At 68.9% G+C, this 15,166-nt stretch carries 15 protein-coding genes and 2 pseudogenes; 5 read left to right on the top strand and 12 right to left on the bottom strand.

Annotated features, from left to right (window positions below):
- Positions 1-19 precede the first annotated feature (19 nt).
- Both VSO01S_RS14505 and VSO01S_RS14500 read right to left on the bottom strand, forming a co-directional pair.
- Positions 20-1,156, bottom strand: coding sequence for an acyl-CoA dehydrogenase family protein (locus VSO01S_RS14505; protein WP_068643525.1), 1,137 nt, complete (start codon positions 1,154-1,156; stop codon positions 20-22).
- The gene (locus VSO01S_RS14500) at positions 1,153-2,310 is read right to left on the bottom strand and encodes an acyl-CoA dehydrogenase family protein (protein WP_068643524.1); all 1,158 of its coding nucleotides are present in this window, start codon (positions 2,308-2,310) and stop codon (positions 1,153-1,155) included. The genes VSO01S_RS14505 and VSO01S_RS14500 overlap by 4 nt, the downstream gene beginning before the upstream one ends.
- A gap of 129 nt (positions 2,311-2,439) precedes the next feature.
- Here VSO01S_RS14500 and VSO01S_RS14495 point away from each other — a divergent pair, with 129 nt between their 5' ends.
- Positions 2,440-3,240 (top strand): IclR family transcriptional regulator, encoded by an 801-nt coding sequence (locus tag VSO01S_RS14495; RefSeq protein WP_245684215.1) that lies wholly within the window; start codon positions 2,440-2,442, stop codon positions 3,238-3,240.
- Between the two features lie 235 nt (positions 3,241-3,475).
- Here VSO01S_RS14495 and VSO01S_RS14490 read toward each other — a convergent pair whose 3' ends face one another.
- From VSO01S_RS14490 to VSO01S_RS14480, 3 genes are read right to left on the bottom strand one after another with little or no spacing between them, the layout of a single operon-like run.
- Positions 3,476-4,708: an SAM-dependent methyltransferase gene (locus VSO01S_RS14490; protein WP_068643522.1), complete on the bottom strand. Its 1,233-nt coding sequence runs from the start codon at positions 4,706-4,708 to the stop codon at positions 3,476-3,478.
- On the bottom strand, positions 4,705-5,520 hold the full coding sequence (locus VSO01S_RS14485; RefSeq protein WP_068643521.1) for a DUF1365 domain-containing protein: 816 nt from the start codon (positions 5,518-5,520) through the stop codon (positions 4,705-4,707). The genes VSO01S_RS14490 and VSO01S_RS14485 overlap by 4 nt, the downstream gene beginning before the upstream one ends.
- Positions 5,517-6,863 carry an NAD(P)/FAD-dependent oxidoreductase gene (locus VSO01S_RS14480; RefSeq protein WP_068643551.1) on the bottom strand — a complete coding sequence of 449 codons (1,347 nt, stop codon included), beginning with the start codon at positions 6,861-6,863 and terminating at the stop codon, positions 5,517-5,519. Before VSO01S_RS14480 ends, VSO01S_RS14485 begins: the two co-directional genes overlap by 4 nt.
- 161 nt (positions 6,864-7,024) lie before the next feature.
- On the opposite strand from VSO01S_RS14480, the gene VSO01S_RS14475 reads away from it, so the two are divergent.
- Together VSO01S_RS14475 and VSO01S_RS14470 are read left to right on the top strand one after the other, a co-directional pair.
- Positions 7,025-7,687, top strand: coding sequence for a sigma-70 family RNA polymerase sigma factor (locus tag VSO01S_RS14475; RefSeq protein ID WP_245684214.1), 663 nt, complete (start codon positions 7,025-7,027; stop codon positions 7,685-7,687).
- The gene (locus tag VSO01S_RS14470; protein WP_068643520.1) at positions 7,684-8,325 is read left to right on the top strand and encodes a ChrR family anti-sigma-E factor; all 642 of its coding nucleotides are present in this window, start codon (positions 7,684-7,686) and stop codon (positions 8,323-8,325) included. The genes VSO01S_RS14475 and VSO01S_RS14470 overlap by 4 nt, the downstream gene beginning before the upstream one ends.
- A gap of 8 nt (positions 8,326-8,333) precedes the next feature.
- Here the strand turns inward: VSO01S_RS14470 and VSO01S_RS14465 are convergent, their stop codons facing one another.
- The 5 genes and pseudogenes from VSO01S_RS14465 to VSO01S_RS14445 form a co-directional block, all read right to left on the bottom strand.
- A complete protein-coding gene (locus VSO01S_RS14465) occupies positions 8,334-8,759 on the bottom strand; it encodes a DUF2177 family protein (protein WP_068643519.1) in 426 nt (141 codons plus the stop codon).
- A gap of 23 nt (positions 8,760-8,782) precedes the next feature.
- Positions 8,783-9,427 carry a DUF6134 family protein gene (locus VSO01S_RS14460; RefSeq protein ID WP_068643518.1) on the bottom strand — a complete coding sequence of 215 codons (645 nt, stop codon included), beginning with the start codon at positions 9,425-9,427 and terminating at the stop codon, positions 8,783-8,785.
- Positions 9,424-10,227, bottom strand: a complete 804-nt coding sequence (locus VSO01S_RS14455; protein WP_068643517.1) for a DUF1295 domain-containing protein — start codon at positions 10,225-10,227, stop codon at positions 9,424-9,426. The genes VSO01S_RS14460 and VSO01S_RS14455 overlap by 4 nt, the downstream gene beginning before the upstream one ends.
- 33 nt (positions 10,228-10,260) lie before the next feature.
- Positions 10,261-11,310, bottom strand: coding sequence for an SAM-dependent methyltransferase (locus VSO01S_RS14450; RefSeq protein WP_068643516.1), 1,050 nt, complete (start codon positions 11,308-11,310; stop codon positions 10,261-10,263).
- Positions 11,311-11,467: 157 nt separating this feature from the next.
- Positions 11,468-11,677, bottom strand: a pseudogene (locus tag VSO01S_RS14445) (hotdog family protein); the annotation flags it as partial.
- Positions 11,678-11,689: 12 nt separating this feature from the next.
- On the opposite strand from VSO01S_RS14445, the gene VSO01S_RS26765 reads away from it, so the two are divergent.
- Complete coding sequence (locus VSO01S_RS26765) at positions 11,690-12,076, top strand: LysR substrate-binding domain-containing protein (protein ID WP_161944447.1); 387 nt, start codon at positions 11,690-11,692, stop codon at positions 12,074-12,076.
- A 50-nt stretch (positions 12,077-12,126) separates the two neighbouring features.
- On the opposite strand, the gene VSO01S_RS14435 is transcribed toward VSO01S_RS26765, so the two are convergent.
- Complete coding sequence (locus tag VSO01S_RS14435; protein WP_068643513.1) at positions 12,127-12,756, bottom strand: TetR/AcrR family transcriptional regulator; 630 nt, start codon at positions 12,754-12,756, stop codon at positions 12,127-12,129.
- Between the two features lie 215 nt (positions 12,757-12,971).
- On the opposite strand from VSO01S_RS14435, the gene VSO01S_RS14430 reads away from it, so the two are divergent.
- Positions 12,972-14,603 (top strand): tannase/feruloyl esterase family alpha/beta hydrolase, encoded by a 1,632-nt coding sequence (locus VSO01S_RS14430; RefSeq protein ID WP_161944446.1) that lies wholly within the window; start codon positions 12,972-12,974, stop codon positions 14,601-14,603.
- On the opposite strand, the pseudogene VSO01S_RS27540 reads toward VSO01S_RS14430, so the two are convergent.
- Positions 14,598-15,166: pseudogene (locus VSO01S_RS27540) on the bottom strand (hypothetical protein); the annotation flags it as partial. The gene VSO01S_RS14430 and the pseudogene VSO01S_RS27540 sit on opposite strands and share 6 nt — an antisense overlap.

The following is a 15,166-nucleotide window of genomic DNA, read 5'->3' as shown; positions in this document are numbered from 1 at the left end:
GTCTCCATGTCTTGTGATTTCAGGTCTTCAGGAAGCGCCGCCCCAGCGTGGCGCGGTGCAGTTCGGAGGCGCCGTCGTAGATGCGGAAGGGCCTCAGCTCGCGCACGATGAGCGCCACCGGCGCGTCGTCTTCCGACATGCCCAGCGCACCGCACAGCTGCGAAGCGCGGTCCGCAATGCGGCCGAGCGCCTCGGAGACGAACACCTTGGTCATGGCCGATTCGGTCTTCACCGAAAGGCCCTCGTCCATGCGGCGGGCGCAGTCCAGGCTCATCAGGCGGCTGGCATGCAGGTCGATGTGGCAGTCGGCCACCATGGCCTGCACCTGCTGCAGGTCGGCCAGGCGCTCGCCGAAGGACGAGCGCTCGCAGACGTAGGCCTGCGCCGCTTCCATCGCGCGGCGCGCACGGCCCAGGAGGCGCAGGCAGTGCGACAGCCGCGCCGGCTCCAGCCGCTGCTGCGCATACGCCAAGCCCTGCCCCACTTCGCCCAGCACCGCATCGCCGCCCACGCGGCAGGCGGTGAAGCGCAATTCGCCATGGCCGCCCACCGCATAAGGGTCGAGGGCCTTGATGGCGCGCACCAGGTGCAGGCCGGGGTTGTCCATGTCGACGATGAACTGCGTGGGGCCTTCGTCGGTCTGCGCCAGCACGATGCAGAAGACCGCGCCCACCGCGCCGGTGATGAACCACTTGTGCCCATCGATCACCCAGCCGTCGCCGTCGCGGCGCGCGTTGGTGCGCAGCATGGACGGATCGGATCCCGCCCCCGGCGCGGGCTCGGTCATGGCGAAGCAGGAGCGGATGCGGCCTTCGGCCAGCGGGCGCAGGTAGCGTTCGCGCTGCGCGGCCGTGCCCTGGCGCAGCAGGCTGATCATGTTGGGCTGGTCGGGCGCGGCGCAGTTGAGCGCGGCCGGCCCCAGGTAGCTGCGGCCGGCTTCCTCGAACACGGCGGCGCGCGCCACCCACGACAGGCCCAGCCCGCCCTCTTGCACCGGCATCTGCGGCAGGTACAGGCCCAGCTCGCGTGCCAGCGGGCGCAGCTGCGCCAGCGCGGCATCCATCGCGGCCGGGTCGTGCACATGCGCGGCCGACTCGATCGGAATGCAGTGCCGGTCGATGAAGCCGCGCACACGCGCCACCAGGGCCTGGCTCATGTCGCCCCCGCCTCGCGCAGCGCCAGCTTGGCGATGTTGAGCTGGTGGATCTGGCTGGTGCCCTCGTACAGGCGGAACAGCCGCACGTCGCGGTAGTAGCGCTCGATGGGGCTGAAGTCGGCCACATAGCCCGAGCCGCCGAACATCTGCACCGCGCGGTCGGCCACGCGGCCGCACATCTCGGAGGCGAAGTACTTGCACATCGAGGCGGGCATGGCCACGTCCTCGCCGCGGTCGCGCGCGCGTGCCGCTTCCAGGATCATGGAACGGGCCGCAAAGATCTCGGTGCGGCTGTCGGCGATCATGGCCTGCACCAGCTGGAAGTCCGACACCGCCTGGCCGAACTGGCTGCGCTGCGAGGTGTGCGCCATCGCCAGGTCCAGCATGCGGATGGCCGGGCCGGTGCACAGCGCGGCCAGGTGCAGGCGCTGCTTGTTCAGCACCTTCATCACCGTCTGGAAGCCCACGCCCTCGCGCCCGCCGATGAGCTGGCTGGCATGCACGCGGCAATCGTTGAAATGCACGTCCGACACGAAGGAGCCGGCCTGGCCCATCATGCGGTAGGGCTCGCCGGTGCTCAGGCCCGGGCCGCGCTCGACCAGGAAGGCCGAGACGCCCTTGCTGCCCTTGCTGCCTTCCTCGGTGCGCGCGATGACGGTGAACACGTCGGCCACCGGCGCGTTGGTGATGAAGCGCTTGCTGCCATTGAGGATGTAGTGCTCGCCCTCGCGGCGCGCGAAGGTCTGCACATTGCTCGCCTCCGACCCCGCCTGCGCTTCGGTGAGCGCCAGGCAGCCGGTGAGTTCGCCCGTGGCCATGCGCCGCAGCCAGCGCTGCTTCTGCTCCTGGGTGCCGTCGGCCACCAGCGCCTCGGAGCCGATGCCGGTGTTGGTGCCCACGCGGGCACGCAGCGCCACCGACGATTGCGACAGCTCCATGGCGCACAGCACCAGCTCTTCGGTGGTCAGGCCCAGGCCGCCGTAGGCCTGCGGAATGCTCCAGCCGAAATAACCCTTGCGGCGAAGCTCATCCACCACCTCGGGCGGAATGTCGTTGTCGCGGCTGACCTGCTCTTCCAGCGGATGCCAGCGTTCGCGAACAAAGGTGCGGATGTCGCCCAGCAGGGCTTCGATGCGTGCGTTGTCTCGGATCATGATGGCCGCGACTGTAGGAAGCGGGTTCAAAATCCCTGGCACGGTGTTTCAATCATTGAAATCACGATTCGTTCCATGGCCCGCCCTCCGCAGAATCGCCGCCAGTCCCACCCACCCGTCCACCGAAACATGAAGGACCACGAGGACCTGCGCCGCGCCCGGGAAGAAGACCCCTACATTGCCGGCACGCTGGCCAAGGGCCTGCTCATCCTCCAGACCTTCGTGCGCGATCCGCGCGCGCATGCCAACAGCGAATTCGCCGCCAAGCTGGGGCTGTCGCGCCCCACCGTCTCGCGCCTGTGCAAGAGCCTGCTGACCATGGGCTTCCTCGATCACGACGAACGGCTGGACCGCTACTTCATCGGCCCTGCGGCCGTGGCGCTGGGCTACCCCTACGTCATCAACACGCCGCTGCTGGGCCTGATCCGGCCCGCCATGCAGCAACTGGCCGACCGGCTGGAGGGCGCCGTGTCGGTGGGCGTGACGATGGACCTGGACGTGGTGTACCTGGAAACCTGCAGCCACGAGGACGGCACGCTCAAGCGCCCCGGCGTGGGCGCGGTGCGCGGCATCGTGGAAACCGCCATGGGGCGCGCCTGGCTGGCGCAGCTGCCCGCCGGCGAGCGGCAGGACTTCCTGGCCCGCGTGAAGCGCGAGCGGCCCGAAGAGTGGGCGCGCTGCAGCGAAGGCGTGCGCGAGAGCGTGGCGCAGTACGCCAGGCGCGGCTTCACCATCAACCTGGGCGACTCAGGCTTCGGCGTGCTCGCCGTGGGCACGGCGGCGCGCATGCGCTACGGGCCGCGGCGCCTGCTCTTCAACTGCGCCGTGCCGGGCCTGCAGTGGAAGAAGGCCCAGTTGCTGGACACCATCGGGCCGAGCCTGGTGCAACTGGTGAATGCGGCGGACCGGCAGGCCGGGCTGCGTGGATGATGACGCGCGCGCCTATTTCGCGGGCGCCAACGGATCGTCCGGCGTCCCGCCTTGCGTTGTCTTGCGCGCGTTGGGCCGACGGGCATCGCGCGACTGCACACGCTTCTGGGCCGATACGGCGCTCCGGTCGTTGGGAACGCCGCTGATCTCCACGCTTCTTGCGGCGCCTCCGCCTTCAGGCCGCACCTGCCCTTGCGGCTTCGCCTGCCGCCTGCGCTCGGCTGCATCGCCCGAATCACGGCCGCCTCAGCCGATAGAGCGCAACATCCACGCGCCCGGACTTGAACCCCGCTTCGCAGTAGCACAGGTAGTAGCGCCACAACCGCCGGAACGCATCGTCGAAGCCCTGCGCCTGCAGCTGGGGCCATGCCGCCTCGAAGCGGCCCCGCCATTCGGCCAGCGTGCGCGCGTAGCTCGCGGCGAACCGGTCGGTGCATTCGACTTCGAAACCGGCCCGCGTGGCCTGCTCCCGCACGGCGCGGTCGCTGGGCAGCAGGCCGCCAGGAAAGATGTGGCGCTGGATGAAGTCGGCGCCGCGCCGGTAGCCCTCGAACTGGCCATCGTCGATCAGGATCACTTGCAGCACGGCCAGTCCACCGGGCGCCAGCCGTTCGCGCAGCGTCTGGAAGTAGCGGTGCCAGTAGGCCTCGCCCACCGCTTCGAGCATCTCGATGGACACGATCCGGTCGAACTCGCCTTGCACCTCGCGGTAGTCCTGCAGTCGCAGGTCCACCTGGTTCTGCAGCTTCGCTTCACGCACCTGGGCCCGCGCGTGCTCGAGCTGCCTGTGCGAAAGCGTGATGCCGGTCAGGTCGATGCCATGCGTGCGGGCCAGGTCCACGGCCAGCGCCCCCCATCCGCAACCGATCTCCAGCACGCGGTGGCCGGGCTGCAACGCCAGCAGCTGGGCAATGCGGGCGAGCTTGCGCGCCTGCGCAGCCTCCAGCGTGGCGTCGCCGGGCGCATAAAGGGCGCTCGAATAGATCAACCGCGGGTCGAGCCACGCCGCATAGAAGTCGTTGCCCAGGTCGTAGTGCGCCGCGATGTTGCGCCGGCTCCCTCGGCGCGTGTTGGCATGCAGCAGGTGGTAGATGCGCGCGGCCAGCCGGGCCAGCGGGCGGCCGCGCAAGGCCGAGCCCCACGCGGCCTCGTTGCGCACGCCGAATTCCAGCAAGGCCGCCAGGTCGGGCGTGGACCAGTCGCCGTCGCAGTAGCTTTCGGCAAAGCCCAGGTCGCCTTGGGCGACCAGTCGCCGCAGCGCGCGCCAGCGATGCAGTTGCAAGGTGGCGCACGGGCCGTCCGAGAGGCCGCGCTGGACGATGGCCTTGCCATCGGGCAGCTCCAGCCGCAGCGTGCCGCAATGCAGCCGGGCGAGCAGCCGCTGCAATTGCCGGTGGGGCGACCAGGCCATGCCGGAGGACAAGCCGCGCGGCGGCACGGGAGGCTGCGTGGAGCTGATGAGGGTCATGTGGCGTCGTTCGGGCGGATGATGGTCAGGTGATCGGCAGGCGCGCCCGGATGGCGCCGGAACGGCGCCCCCTTGAGCAGCAGTTGCAGGGCGTGCCAGTGAATGCCCGCCAGGACCTTCAGGCCCAGCAGCGGATGGGTGACAAAGGCTTGGAGCACCGTCCTGTCGCTCAGCGCCTTGCGGGCACCCGCCAGGCGGGCCGCCAGCACCGGGCCCTCGTCATCGATCGTGTGGATGTCCAGCTGCAGTGCGTCGCGCTGCGTCGACGGCGGCGACACCGCGAAGCGGTAGCGAAGCGCCATGTCCATGAAGGGTGAGACATGAAAGCACTTGGCGCATGCATGGCGCAGCACCGGCGCCTGCGCCTGCCCGGGCGCCACTTCGACCAGGTAGCGGTGGCGCTCGCCGAAGGTGTTTCGCACCTCGTACAGCACGGCGGCCAGCCGGCCCGAAGCGTCATGGCAGAAGTAGATGGACAGCGGATTGAACGCAAAGCCCAGCACGCGCGGCATGGCCAGCAGGAAGACCGGTCCGCCGGTGGCGATGCCGGCTTGTTCGAGCTCGGCACCGATGTGCTCGCGAAGGTGCATGCCCTGGGGCGTTCCGTGATCGCGTTCGTGAAGGCTCAGCAGGTTGAAGCGGTTGAGCGAGAACAGGCGCAGGCGCTCGTGCAGCGCAGGCAGCTCGTCCAGGTCCACGACCAGGAAGAACAGGCCGTAGCGCAGGCGGTGCCGCAGCGGCCGCAGGCGCTGGTGCATGACGTGGCCGGTGTACAGCGCGCTTTGCAGCGCGGCGCTTGCCTGGGCGCTCATGGCGTGGTCGCGTGCTGGCTGTGCGCCACCACGATGCGGCTGGACTCGCCGGGCACTTGCCAGGGGCGGCGCACGCCGCCCAGTTGCTCCGCTACCGCAAGGCCGGCCTGCAGTCCGTCCTCATGGAAGCCCGAGCCGAAGTAGGCGCCGCAGAACCAGGTGCGCCGCCGGCCCTGGAGCGACCACAGCGCCTGCTGGGCGCGCAGGGCCGCACTGTCGAACAGGGGATGCTCATAGGTCTGCGTAAGCAGGATGTGCCGGGCGGCTGGGGGACGCACGGGGTTGAGCGTCAGGAAGATCGGCACCGAGGTGGCGAGCGGCTGCAGGCGGTTGAGCCAGTAGCTCACGCAAACAGCACCTTGCCCAGCGCCGGTGCCCAGGTAGTTCCAGCTCGACCAGACGCGTTGCCGACGCGGCATGAGCGCGGCGTCCGTGTGGAGCACCGCGAGGTTGCGGCTGTAATGGAAGGCGCCCAGCAGGTGGCGCTCGTCCGTGCTGGGCTCGTCCAGCAGCTGCAGGGCCTGTTTCGCATGCGTGGCCAGCACCACCGCATCGAAGCGCTGCGGCTGCCAGCCCGCGGCCGTGCGCACCCGCACGCCGTCGGGCGCGCGAGAGAGCTGCACGACGCCGCTGCCAAGGTGTACCCGTGACGCACCCAGCCTGTCCACGAGCGCCTGCACGTAGCGGCGGCTGCCGCCCGTGACGGTGCGCCAGCTCGGCCGCGCGCCCAGCTCAAGCAGGTGATGGTTGGCGCAGAAGCGGATGAAGGCCTCTGTGGGGTATTGGCCGATCTGCGACGCGGGCGCCGACCAGATGGCGGCCGCCATCGGGTAGAGGTGGTCGTCCCGGAAGGCCCGGCCGTAGCCGCGCAGGTTCAGGTAGTCGTCCAGCGGCATGAGGCCGTAGATGGCCGCATCGGCGGGCGCCTCGCGGTAGAAGCGCAGCAGCTCGCGCACCATCTGCCAGAAGCGCGGACGCAGCGCGTTGCGGGGCTGCGCCAGCAGGCCGCCCAGGCCGCTGCCGGAGTACTCCAGCCGGCCCTCGTCCAGGCTCACCGAAAAGGACATGTCGCTGGCTTGCGTGCGCACTCCCAGTTGCCCGAAGAGGGCGCTGAGGTTGGGATAGGCCGGCTCGTTGTAGACCAGGAAGCCGGTATCGACCGCCACCTGCGTGCCCTGGATCCGCACGTCCACCGTGTGGGCATGGCCCCCGGCGCGCGGCTCGCTCTCGAACAAGGTCACATGGTGCCGCTGCGAAAGCAGCCAGGCCGCCGACAGCCCGGAGATGCCGCTGCCGACCACGGCGATGTGCAGCGCGCCGGGCCGGCCCGGCGTTGAAGGCATGGTCCGGGTATTCCCGGCGGGGTCGGAGCGCAGCGGCATGGGTGGTGCGGTGGTTGGCTGCCCACTTGTACGTAGAAAGGCCCGGCGCTGGATCATCGCCGTGTTGCGCGACGGCTGTGATCCAATCGCGCCTGCCCTGCGTAGAAAGGACCATGACCACCATGCGGCAGCCTTCGGCGAGCGAATCCGCTTCAGGGCGCAAGCTGCCTCCCTACCTGTCGATCGCGATGCCGCCAGACAGCCACAGCGCCCTGCCTACCGCGCAAGAACTGAGCACCTGGCTGGTGGCCGTCGGGCAGGAAGGCGACCGCCAGGCCTTCGCCGCGCTGTTCAAGCACTTTGCACCGCGCCTCAAGAGCTACCTGGTGCGCTCGGGCAGCAGCGAGATGCAGGCCGAGGAATTTGCGCAGGAGGCGATGGTCAGCGTCTGGCGCAAGGCCGCGAGCTTCGATGCCCGGCAGGCCGCGGCGTCGACCTGGGTCTTCACCGTCGCGCGCAACCTGCGGGTGGACTACTACCGCCGTGCGGGCCATCGCATGGAGGACGCGGGGCCGGCACCCGCAGAAGGCGTGGCCCAGGAAGAAGCCGACGACGCCCCGACGCCCGAAGCGACGCTGCTGGGCATGCAGCGCGAACGCGACGTGCGTGCGGCCATGGCGGCGCTGCCGCCCGAGCAGCAGCAAGTGTTGAAACTGTCTTTTTACGAGGAACACCCCCATGCGCGAATCGCCGCGGAGCTTGGCATCCCGCTGGGCACGGTGAAGTCGCGGATGCGCCTGGCGCTGAACCAGTTGCGCCGCAAGCTCCATGGGCTCGAGCCATGATCCGACACCATCCCGATGACGCCCTCCTGCTGGCCCATAGCGCCGGCACGCTGGGCGCCGGCCACCGCCTCCTGCTGGAGGTCCACCTGGAGGCATGCGCCCATTGCCGCGGGCGCATGCAGCAGCTCGACGCCGTGGGCGGCGCGCTGCTCGACGCCCTGCCGCCGTCCCAGCTGCCGGCCGATGCGCTGGAGCGCACGCTGGCTGCGCTGGATGCCCCCCAGCTGCAGGGCACGGCACCGCAAGGGGCCAAGCCGCCGCTGCCCACCGCCTGGCCGCGCGCCCTGGCCCGCTGCGACGTGAGCCGCTGGCGCTGGATGGGCCCGGGCATGTACTGGAACCGCGTCACCGTGCCCGATGAGCCGCAGGCCAATGTGTTCATGCTGCGCATCGGGGCGGGGCGGATGCTGCCGCGCCATACGCACAGCCACAGCGAGCTGACGCAGGTGCTGTGGGGTGCCTTCGACGACGGTCGTGCCGAATTTGCGGCCGGCGACTTCGACGAGACCGACGGCACCATCCGCCATCAGCCGGTGGTGGGCGCGGTGGGGGAATGCATTTGCCTGGCCTCGGTGGAGGGCAAGGTGCTGTTCGAAGGCTGGCTGGCGCGCACGATGGGCTCCCTCATCGGCATGTAGCGCCGGCTTCAGCGGCGCCTGGCGCGCCTGCGCACGATGGCCAGCGTGGCCATGCTCGCCAGCGCGGCGGCCGTGCCGGTGGCGAACGAACCCCATGCCAGGTCCGCCAATGTGACGCGCCAGGACCAGCCCACGAGCGTGGCCTGGTTGGTCAGGTCGTAGGTGCCGTAGCAGAGCAGCCCCAGCAGCGCGCCGAGCCGGCCGGCCACGAGCGGCCGGCCCGCGTCCAGCGCCGGCCGCACCGCGAACACGACCATGCCGCACACATACAAGGCGTAGAAGAGCAGCGCCGGCACGAGGTCGAAGCTGCTGCGCAGGAGCGTGCCGATTTCCGGGCGGTACAGGCGCGGCGCCATGAGGGTGAGCCAGACGGCGTCCATGCCCAGGAAGATCAGCGCGGACAGGGCCCACGCCGTGGCGAGTGGATGTTTCATGCGCCTGCGATGCTCCTTGTTTTTCAACGCAGCCGGTAGCTCAGCCGCCGCCCGCCGCGCACGGTGGCGTCCAGCCCGAGCCAGCGGCCGTCTTCGGTCCACCAGACATCCAGCGGCTGCTGGGTGCCCGACAGGCGCCACCGCACGGCGTCCACTGTCTGGCCGCGCACGGCGATGGGGGCGCGTTCCATGCGCTCCCACCGCACCTGTTCCATGGCGCCGGTCTGCACGTTGAGCAGGCTCGTGCGGGTACGCAGGGCCGGGTCCCAGTAGGCAAAGCTCGTGATGCAGCCGGACAGCCGCATGCCGCCTTGCGGGCCTTGCGGGCCTTGCAACTGCAGGCCGCCACGGTCGTCGGCATGCAGCTGCACGCGGCTGCGTTCGCCGCCGTCCTCGGTCTGCGCGTCCAGCGCCTGCAGGCAGTTGCCGCGCCACTGTTCCTGCGCAAGGTGGCGGTAGCGGTAGACCGGAACGCCGAGAATGCGCACGCGAAAGTCCGCCTCGCTGCGGAGGCTGCGCATTCCGTCCGCGGCCGGCGTCAAGGTGAACTCGTGCGTGCCGATGGGTTCGTCGTCCAGGGAGACGGTGAAGCGCCACCCTGCCTCCTGCGCAAAGACATCGGCATGCCAAGACAGGGCCAGTGCGGCGGCCAGCAGCGCCCGCTTCATGGCGCCCCGGCCTCGCGTGGGCGGCCCGGAAAGAAGGCCGGGGTGCGCGCGACATAGTCCCGGTAGGCCCGGCCGCGGCGCGCGAGCAGGTCCGCCTCCAGCAGGCCGACGCCGGACACCTTCAGCAGCAGCACCGTCATCAGCAGCGGCGACAGAAAGCTCCATGCGCCGGCCCAGCCGCTGCCCGACACCGCGAGCAGGCCCAGGCCCCACCAGAAGCAGGCCTCGCCGAAGTAGTTGGGATGGCGGCTGTAGCGCCACAGGCCCCGGTCCATCACCTGCCCGCTTCCTGCGCGCTTGCGGCGGAAGGCGGCCAGCTGCGCGTCCGCCACCGCCTCGAAGACCAGGCCGAAGGCCGCGAGCGATGCGCCCACCAGGTCCGGCCAGTGCCAGGGCCGATGGGCCGCCCAGGCCACGCCCAGCGGCGCCGAGACGCACCAGGCCAGCACCGCCTGCAGGCCGAACACCAGGTACAGGCTCTTGATGCCGAAGCCGGGCGCGTGGCGCGCACGGATCGCCTGGTAGCGCCGGTCTTCGCCCGGATGCGCGCGCCGCCGCCACGCAAGATGGCCGCCAAGGCGCAGGGCCCAGGCCACCGCCAGCGAGAGCGCCAACATGCCGCGCCCGCCCGAGGGCGGCAGGCAGACGGCATAGGCCAGGCCCGCGCCGACGATCAGGAAGGGCCAGAACGGGTCGACGATGCTGGCGTCCTGCAGGCGCAGGCTGCAAAGCCAGGCGAGCACCGCCAGGCCCAGGCTGACCGCCAGGCCGCCGTATGCGCACAGCACCGTCTCAGTCATTGCCAGCAAGCCAGGCGCGAAACGGCAGCAGCCTCATGGGCGCCGCTCGAACAGATAGTGGCTCACCCACCATTGCTGGCCCTCGTTCCAGGCAAAGAGTTCCTCCACGCCCATGAAGAAGAGCCGCCAGCGCATCCACCACAGCTCGCCACCGCCGCCGTGCGCTGCCTGCACCACGGGCAGCAGTGCGTCGCGCTGCGCATCCATGTTGGCCAGCCAGGCGCGGGCCGTTTTCGCGTAGTGCTGGCCGCTCCAGCGCCAACGCTCGAGCAGGCGCAGGTCGTCCTGGAAGTAAAGGGGCAGGTCGTCGCTGGGCATCATGCCGCCGGTGAAGAAGTACTGGCTCATCCAGTCGGACACGTCGCGCACTTCGAATGCATACGGCGCCTCACGGTGCGCGAACACGTGCATGAAGAACCTGCCGCCGGGCCGCAGCCACCGTGCGACATGCGAGAAGGCACGCGGCCAGTTGCGCAGGTGCTCGAACATCTCCACCGACACGATCCGGTCGAAGCGCCCGCTGGGCGCCTCGAAGGTGTTGAAGTCCTGGGTGACGACTTCGAGGTTGGCCAGGCCGCGGCTGCGCGCCCGCTCCTCGATGAACGCGCGCTGCGAATGCGAGTTGGACACGGCCGTGATCCGGCTTCTGGGGTAGTGCTCCGCCATCCAGAGGCTGAGCGACCCCCAGCCGCAGCCCAGTTCCAGCACCTCCTGGCCATCGGCCAGCTGCGCGTGCCGGCAGGTCTGTTCGAGCGCGGCAAGCTCCGCTTGCGCCAGGCTGGCGGCCTCGCTGTCATCGGGCCATAGGCAGCAGCTGTACTTGAGCCGTGGCCCCAGAACGGCCTGGAAGAACCGCGCCGGCAGTTCGTAGTGCTGCGCGTTGGCCTGGTCCGGATGCAAGGCGAGTTCGGCCGTGCGCATCTCCGTTTGCACAAAGCGCTGGGTCAAGGCGGCAGTTGCCGCGCCGTCGCCGCTGTGCACCTCGGCCAGCCGCTGGCGCAGCAGCCGCCGGATACCCAGGCGCACCACGCGGTCGGGCACCAGGCCCTGCTCGACCCAATGTATGGCAGCGCTTGAGGACATGGAAACTCCAGTGAGTGTCGATGCGCCTTATACGGATGCCGTCAATGCCTGGATCACGACCGAGCGGTGCCCGACGCCCGGGCTGCGAAGAGCGCGACACAATCGCCACCTTGCTGTTGCCACGGCGGCAGCGCCTGGAATCTTGGGTGGGCGGATGTCAGCGCAGCACCGCGGTGGCATCCATCGTCAGCCAGCCCTCGTGGTCCGAAGCCCAGAGGCGGATCGTCTTTCCATCAACCGCCGGCTGGCCGCAGACATGGAAGGCGTTCAGATCGAAGGTCGGCCGCACGGCCTTGAAGCTGAAGGTGGCAAGCTGCGCATCGGGCATCTGGCGGCGCAGCAGGTCCAGCAGCAGCGTGGCGATCACGCCCGTCATCCTTTGAGCAAACGCAGGCACATCCAGTTGGACATGCTCGGTGGTTTCGGATGGGTCCTTCCTCCGCACGAAACGTCCATGCGTCGACAGCTCGAAGCGACCTTTCGGGAAGCCGGAATGGATGCGCCAGTGGCGACGGTGGAATCGATGTCGTTCCTTACCAACCGTGCGCTGATACTCGCGTCGGAACTGATCACCGTGTGGCCGGAACACCTGGCCGACGTGGAGGCACGCACGGGGCTGATCAAGGTCCTTCCGCTCGAGCTGGCCAAGACCGAGCGGCCGCTGGGCGTCTGGTGGCGCACTGCGCCCGGCCTGTCGCCCTCCGCGCAACTGATCGTCGAGGCCTTGAGGACGGTGAGCGGGGCGGGTGCCGGGGGTCGTCACTGAGGACGGACAAGGAGTGAGATTTCCCTGTCCAAGTCCGCAAGGCAGGGGGCCTATGGCCGCTTGCGGCGCGCGGCCGGGTGTTCGACCTCCATCCCTGCAACGCCGTGAAGGAAGAGCTGGGTCGCAATGGGCGCCATCTCCGCGTGTGAGAAGCGGCCGTTTGGCTGAAACCAGGTGAACATCCAGTTCAGCATCCCGAAGAGGAACATCGTCAGCAGCTTGGTCAGCTGCATACCGTCCAGGTCGGGGCGAGCTGCAGCGATCGCGTCTGCGAAAACGCGGACAACCGTGCGTTCCTTGTCGAGCACGCACGCCTGCGCCTCGGCGTCCAGAAAGCGTACATCTTCGGTCAGGACCCGGTGCTCGTTCTGCGCCTCGGCGTACTCGAGCATGAAAACTTCGATGAGTTCCGGCAGCCTGCGCTCAGGAGGCAGCCCCAGGGCCTCCACACCGGTGACGATGTCCGCCAGGCGCGACACGTGGCCGTCAGCGATGTGGAACAACACCTCGGCCTTGTCCTTGAAGTGGTGATACAGCCCGGGCTTCGACAGGTGACTGGCTTCGGCAATCTCGTTCATCGACGTGGCCGCATAGCCTTTGCGAGCGAACAACTCAGCCGCCTTGCTTGAAATCAACGCGCGCTGTTCATGGGTTCGGGACGAGATGGGTTCAACGCTCATGGACAGAGAAGATGGCCCTGAGCCAATGCGCTCAGCGGTGCGCCCAAATCATAGGTGTTTATCCCGACGAGCCGGCGCTTGCGTGTGTCCCGGCGACTGGGGTAGCCTCGCCGCGTTTACCGACCGACCGGTCGGTCTGACAACCTGAAGAGCCATCCGCGGGCGCGCGAAGCAGCCCCTGCTGGCACGTGCGCCAATCAAACACTGGAGACAACATGCGCAATGAAACCCTACCCCGTGCCTTGCTGCTGAGCGGGCTTGTGATTGCAGCGGGCCTGTCCTTGCAAGGCTGTGGCGGTGGCGGCAATACGCCGGCTCCCGCGCCCGCACCAGCTCCTGCGCCAGCCCCCGCACCGGCTCCTGCGCCTGCGCCGGGACCGACTGCGGAGCAGCTGAAAACCACCTGCAATTCCCTGACCGGACAAGTCATCGAAGGCGTCACCATCACGAAGACCAGGCGCTTCGAAGCCGCGGAGTCGGTGAATCCGTCCGGCTTCTGCCAGGTGCTCGGCACGCGTGCTCCTTTTCTCGACATCGAAGTCGACGTGCCGGACAACTGGACAGGGCGCTATTGGCAACAAGGCGGCGGTGGCTTCGATGGCCGCATCCCTTCTGCGTTGACGACAGACGCCAACGGCAATCTCACATCGCTCAGTCCTGCTGTCGCGCTCAAGGGTGCGATCTACGCCGCATCGAACGGTGGCAACCGCGCAACCGTGGCGGCGCAGGCGGCGCCTGCGGTGTGGGGCAACGGCACCCCAGAGGGGCGCCAGTCGGCCACGGACTATGCGTACCAGGCGCTGGGCACGACGGTCTACTTCGGCAAGGCGCTCGCAAAGGCCTTCCATGGCTCAGCGCCGACGCACAGCTACTTCAATGGCTGCTCCAACGGCGGGAGAAACGCATACATTGCGGCGCAGCGCTGGCCTGAGGAGTTCGATGGCATCGTGTCCGGTTGCGAGACGATGGACATGGCCGGACAGGCGAGTGCATGGCTGCAGGCCGCCTCCTATTCCGGAACGCCTGCCGCCCTCAGCGGCGCACAGAACAATTCGGCTTGGTCTGCTGCCCTGTCGGCGTGCGATTCCCTCGATGGCGTGACAGACGGGCTCATCGGCAATCCGAAGGCATGCGCATTCGACCCCGCGGTGCTTCAGTGCGGGGCGCCAGGGGCGAGCAGCGACCCCTCCATATGCCTGACCGCCGCCCAGGTCACGACGATGAAGTCCTTCATCACGGACCTGAAGCTTCAGAACGGAACCACCGTGCTTTCGGGCTACTCGTGGGCCAGAGGCCTTGGCCAGGGCTGGGGCGGACTCGGCGGCGGATTTGCCCTGCTGGCAAGCGGCGACCCCGCATGGCTGACGCCGGCCCGACAGTCCGGGTTCCAGCTGGAATCGGACTACTACATGCTCGGCAACGGCCTCGCGCGAATCGGCGCCGACCATGACAAGGCGGCCATCGCAGCCTTCATCACGGCGGGCAAGAAACTCATCTCCTGGCACGATGGCAGCGATGGACTTCTGTCGCCCGACGACCATTACCGCAACTGGACGACCATGACAGGCATTGCCAAGTTCAACGGCCTGGCCGACCCGAGCAGCGCAACGCGCTTCTTCATCGTGCCTGGCGCAGGCCACTCCGCCGGCTCGAGTCTGCAGGAAGTGGATTGGGCCGGTTCCATCATGGGATGGGTTGAAGACGGCGTGGCTCCCACGCAGATGACATACACATTCAAGAGCGGAGCAACGACGCGCAGCATGCCGGTCTGCCAATACCCCCAGTACCCGAAGTACAACGGCACTGGCGTCATCAATGCAGCGGCCAGCTATTCCTGCACATCATGAGCGAGCGCCGAGACAGTCATCGACTGCGATGATTCCCGCCGACGTGAACACCTCGACCGCGGCTCGCCCCACGGGCTTCGGCCCCGGGTGCAGGCACATGACGGAGATGCGGGCGCGCCGGGCCTGGGCCACCGCCACACGGGCATCCGCGACCAGGAGGCGCGGATCCGGGACGTCGATGTCGTGGGGTTCACCATCGCCGATGACCCATGTCCACCGCACGTCCGCGGTCTGCGCCAGCAGCGTGCGGGTGGCATGGCGCAAGACTGCGCCCAGTCGTGTCGAGAATCCTGCGCGAAGGCTGGCCAGGCGCGCGGCTGCGGTGTCGCCCCAGGGTTCGCCAAAGTCCAGCACGCGCCGGACCTGCACCTGGTGTCTTCCATCCGAATGGAAGGCGCGGATGGCCACGCGCCATCCCGCACGCTGCATCGCCTGGGCCAGGGCCGCGGCCTGTGCGCATTGGCGCGACAGGGCGCTGGGGCCGCCATCGCTCGATGCGTCGGCGCTGGATGCCGAGGCGTCCACCAGAAGCAGCGCGGCCGTGCTGCGTGGCGCCAGCGCCC

This window comes from Variovorax soli NBRC 106424 (assembly GCF_001591385.1).
Lineage (GTDB): Bacteria > Pseudomonadota > Gammaproteobacteria > Burkholderiales > Burkholderiaceae_C > Variovorax > Variovorax soli.
This window is presented reverse-complemented; position numbering and strand designations above follow the sequence as displayed.

Bases quoted from the DNA above. Each gene is read 5' to 3' on its own strand.
- VSO01S_RS14505 (WP_068643525.1), bottom strand. From the start codon at position 1,156: ATGAGCCAGGCCCTGGTGGCGCGTGTGCGCGGCTTCATCGACCGGCAC.
- VSO01S_RS14500 (WP_068643524.1), bottom strand. From the start codon at position 2,310: ATGATCCGAGACAACGCACGCATCGAAGCCCTGCTGGGCGACATCCGC.
- VSO01S_RS14495 (WP_245684215.1), top strand. From the start codon at position 2,440: ATGAAGGACCACGAGGACCTGCGCCGCGCCCGGGAAGAAGACCCCTAC.
- VSO01S_RS14490 (WP_068643522.1), bottom strand. From the start codon at position 4,708: ATGACCCTCATCAGCTCCACGCAGCCTCCCGTGCCGCCGCGCGGCTTG.
- VSO01S_RS14485 (WP_068643521.1), bottom strand. From the start codon at position 5,520: ATGAGCGCCCAGGCAAGCGCCGCGCTGCAAAGCGCGCTGTACACCGGC.
- VSO01S_RS14480 (WP_068643551.1), bottom strand. From the start codon at position 6,863: ATGCCTTCAACGCCGGGCCGGCCCGGCGCGCTGCACATCGCCGTGGTC.
- VSO01S_RS14475 (WP_245684214.1), top strand. From the start codon at position 7,025: ATGCGGCAGCCTTCGGCGAGCGAATCCGCTTCAGGGCGCAAGCTGCCT.
- VSO01S_RS14470 (WP_068643520.1), top strand. From the start codon at position 7,684: ATGATCCGACACCATCCCGATGACGCCCTCCTGCTGGCCCATAGCGCC.
- VSO01S_RS14465 (WP_068643519.1), bottom strand. From the start codon at position 8,759: ATGAAACATCCACTCGCCACGGCGTGGGCCCTGTCCGCGCTGATCTTC.
- VSO01S_RS14460 (WP_068643518.1), bottom strand. From the start codon at position 9,427: ATGAAGCGGGCGCTGCTGGCCGCCGCACTGGCCCTGTCTTGGCATGCC.
- VSO01S_RS14455 (WP_068643517.1), bottom strand. From the start codon at position 10,227: ATGACTGAGACGGTGCTGTGCGCATACGGCGGCCTGGCGGTCAGCCTG.
- VSO01S_RS14450 (WP_068643516.1), bottom strand. From the start codon at position 11,310: ATGTCCTCAAGCGCTGCCATACATTGGGTCGAGCAGGGCCTGGTGCCC.
- VSO01S_RS14435 (WP_068643513.1), bottom strand. From the start codon at position 12,756: ATGAGCGTTGAACCCATCTCGTCCCGAACCCATGAACAGCGCGCGTTG.
- VSO01S_RS14430 (WP_161944446.1), top strand. From the start codon at position 12,972: ATGCGCAATGAAACCCTACCCCGTGCCTTGCTGCTGAGCGGGCTTGTG.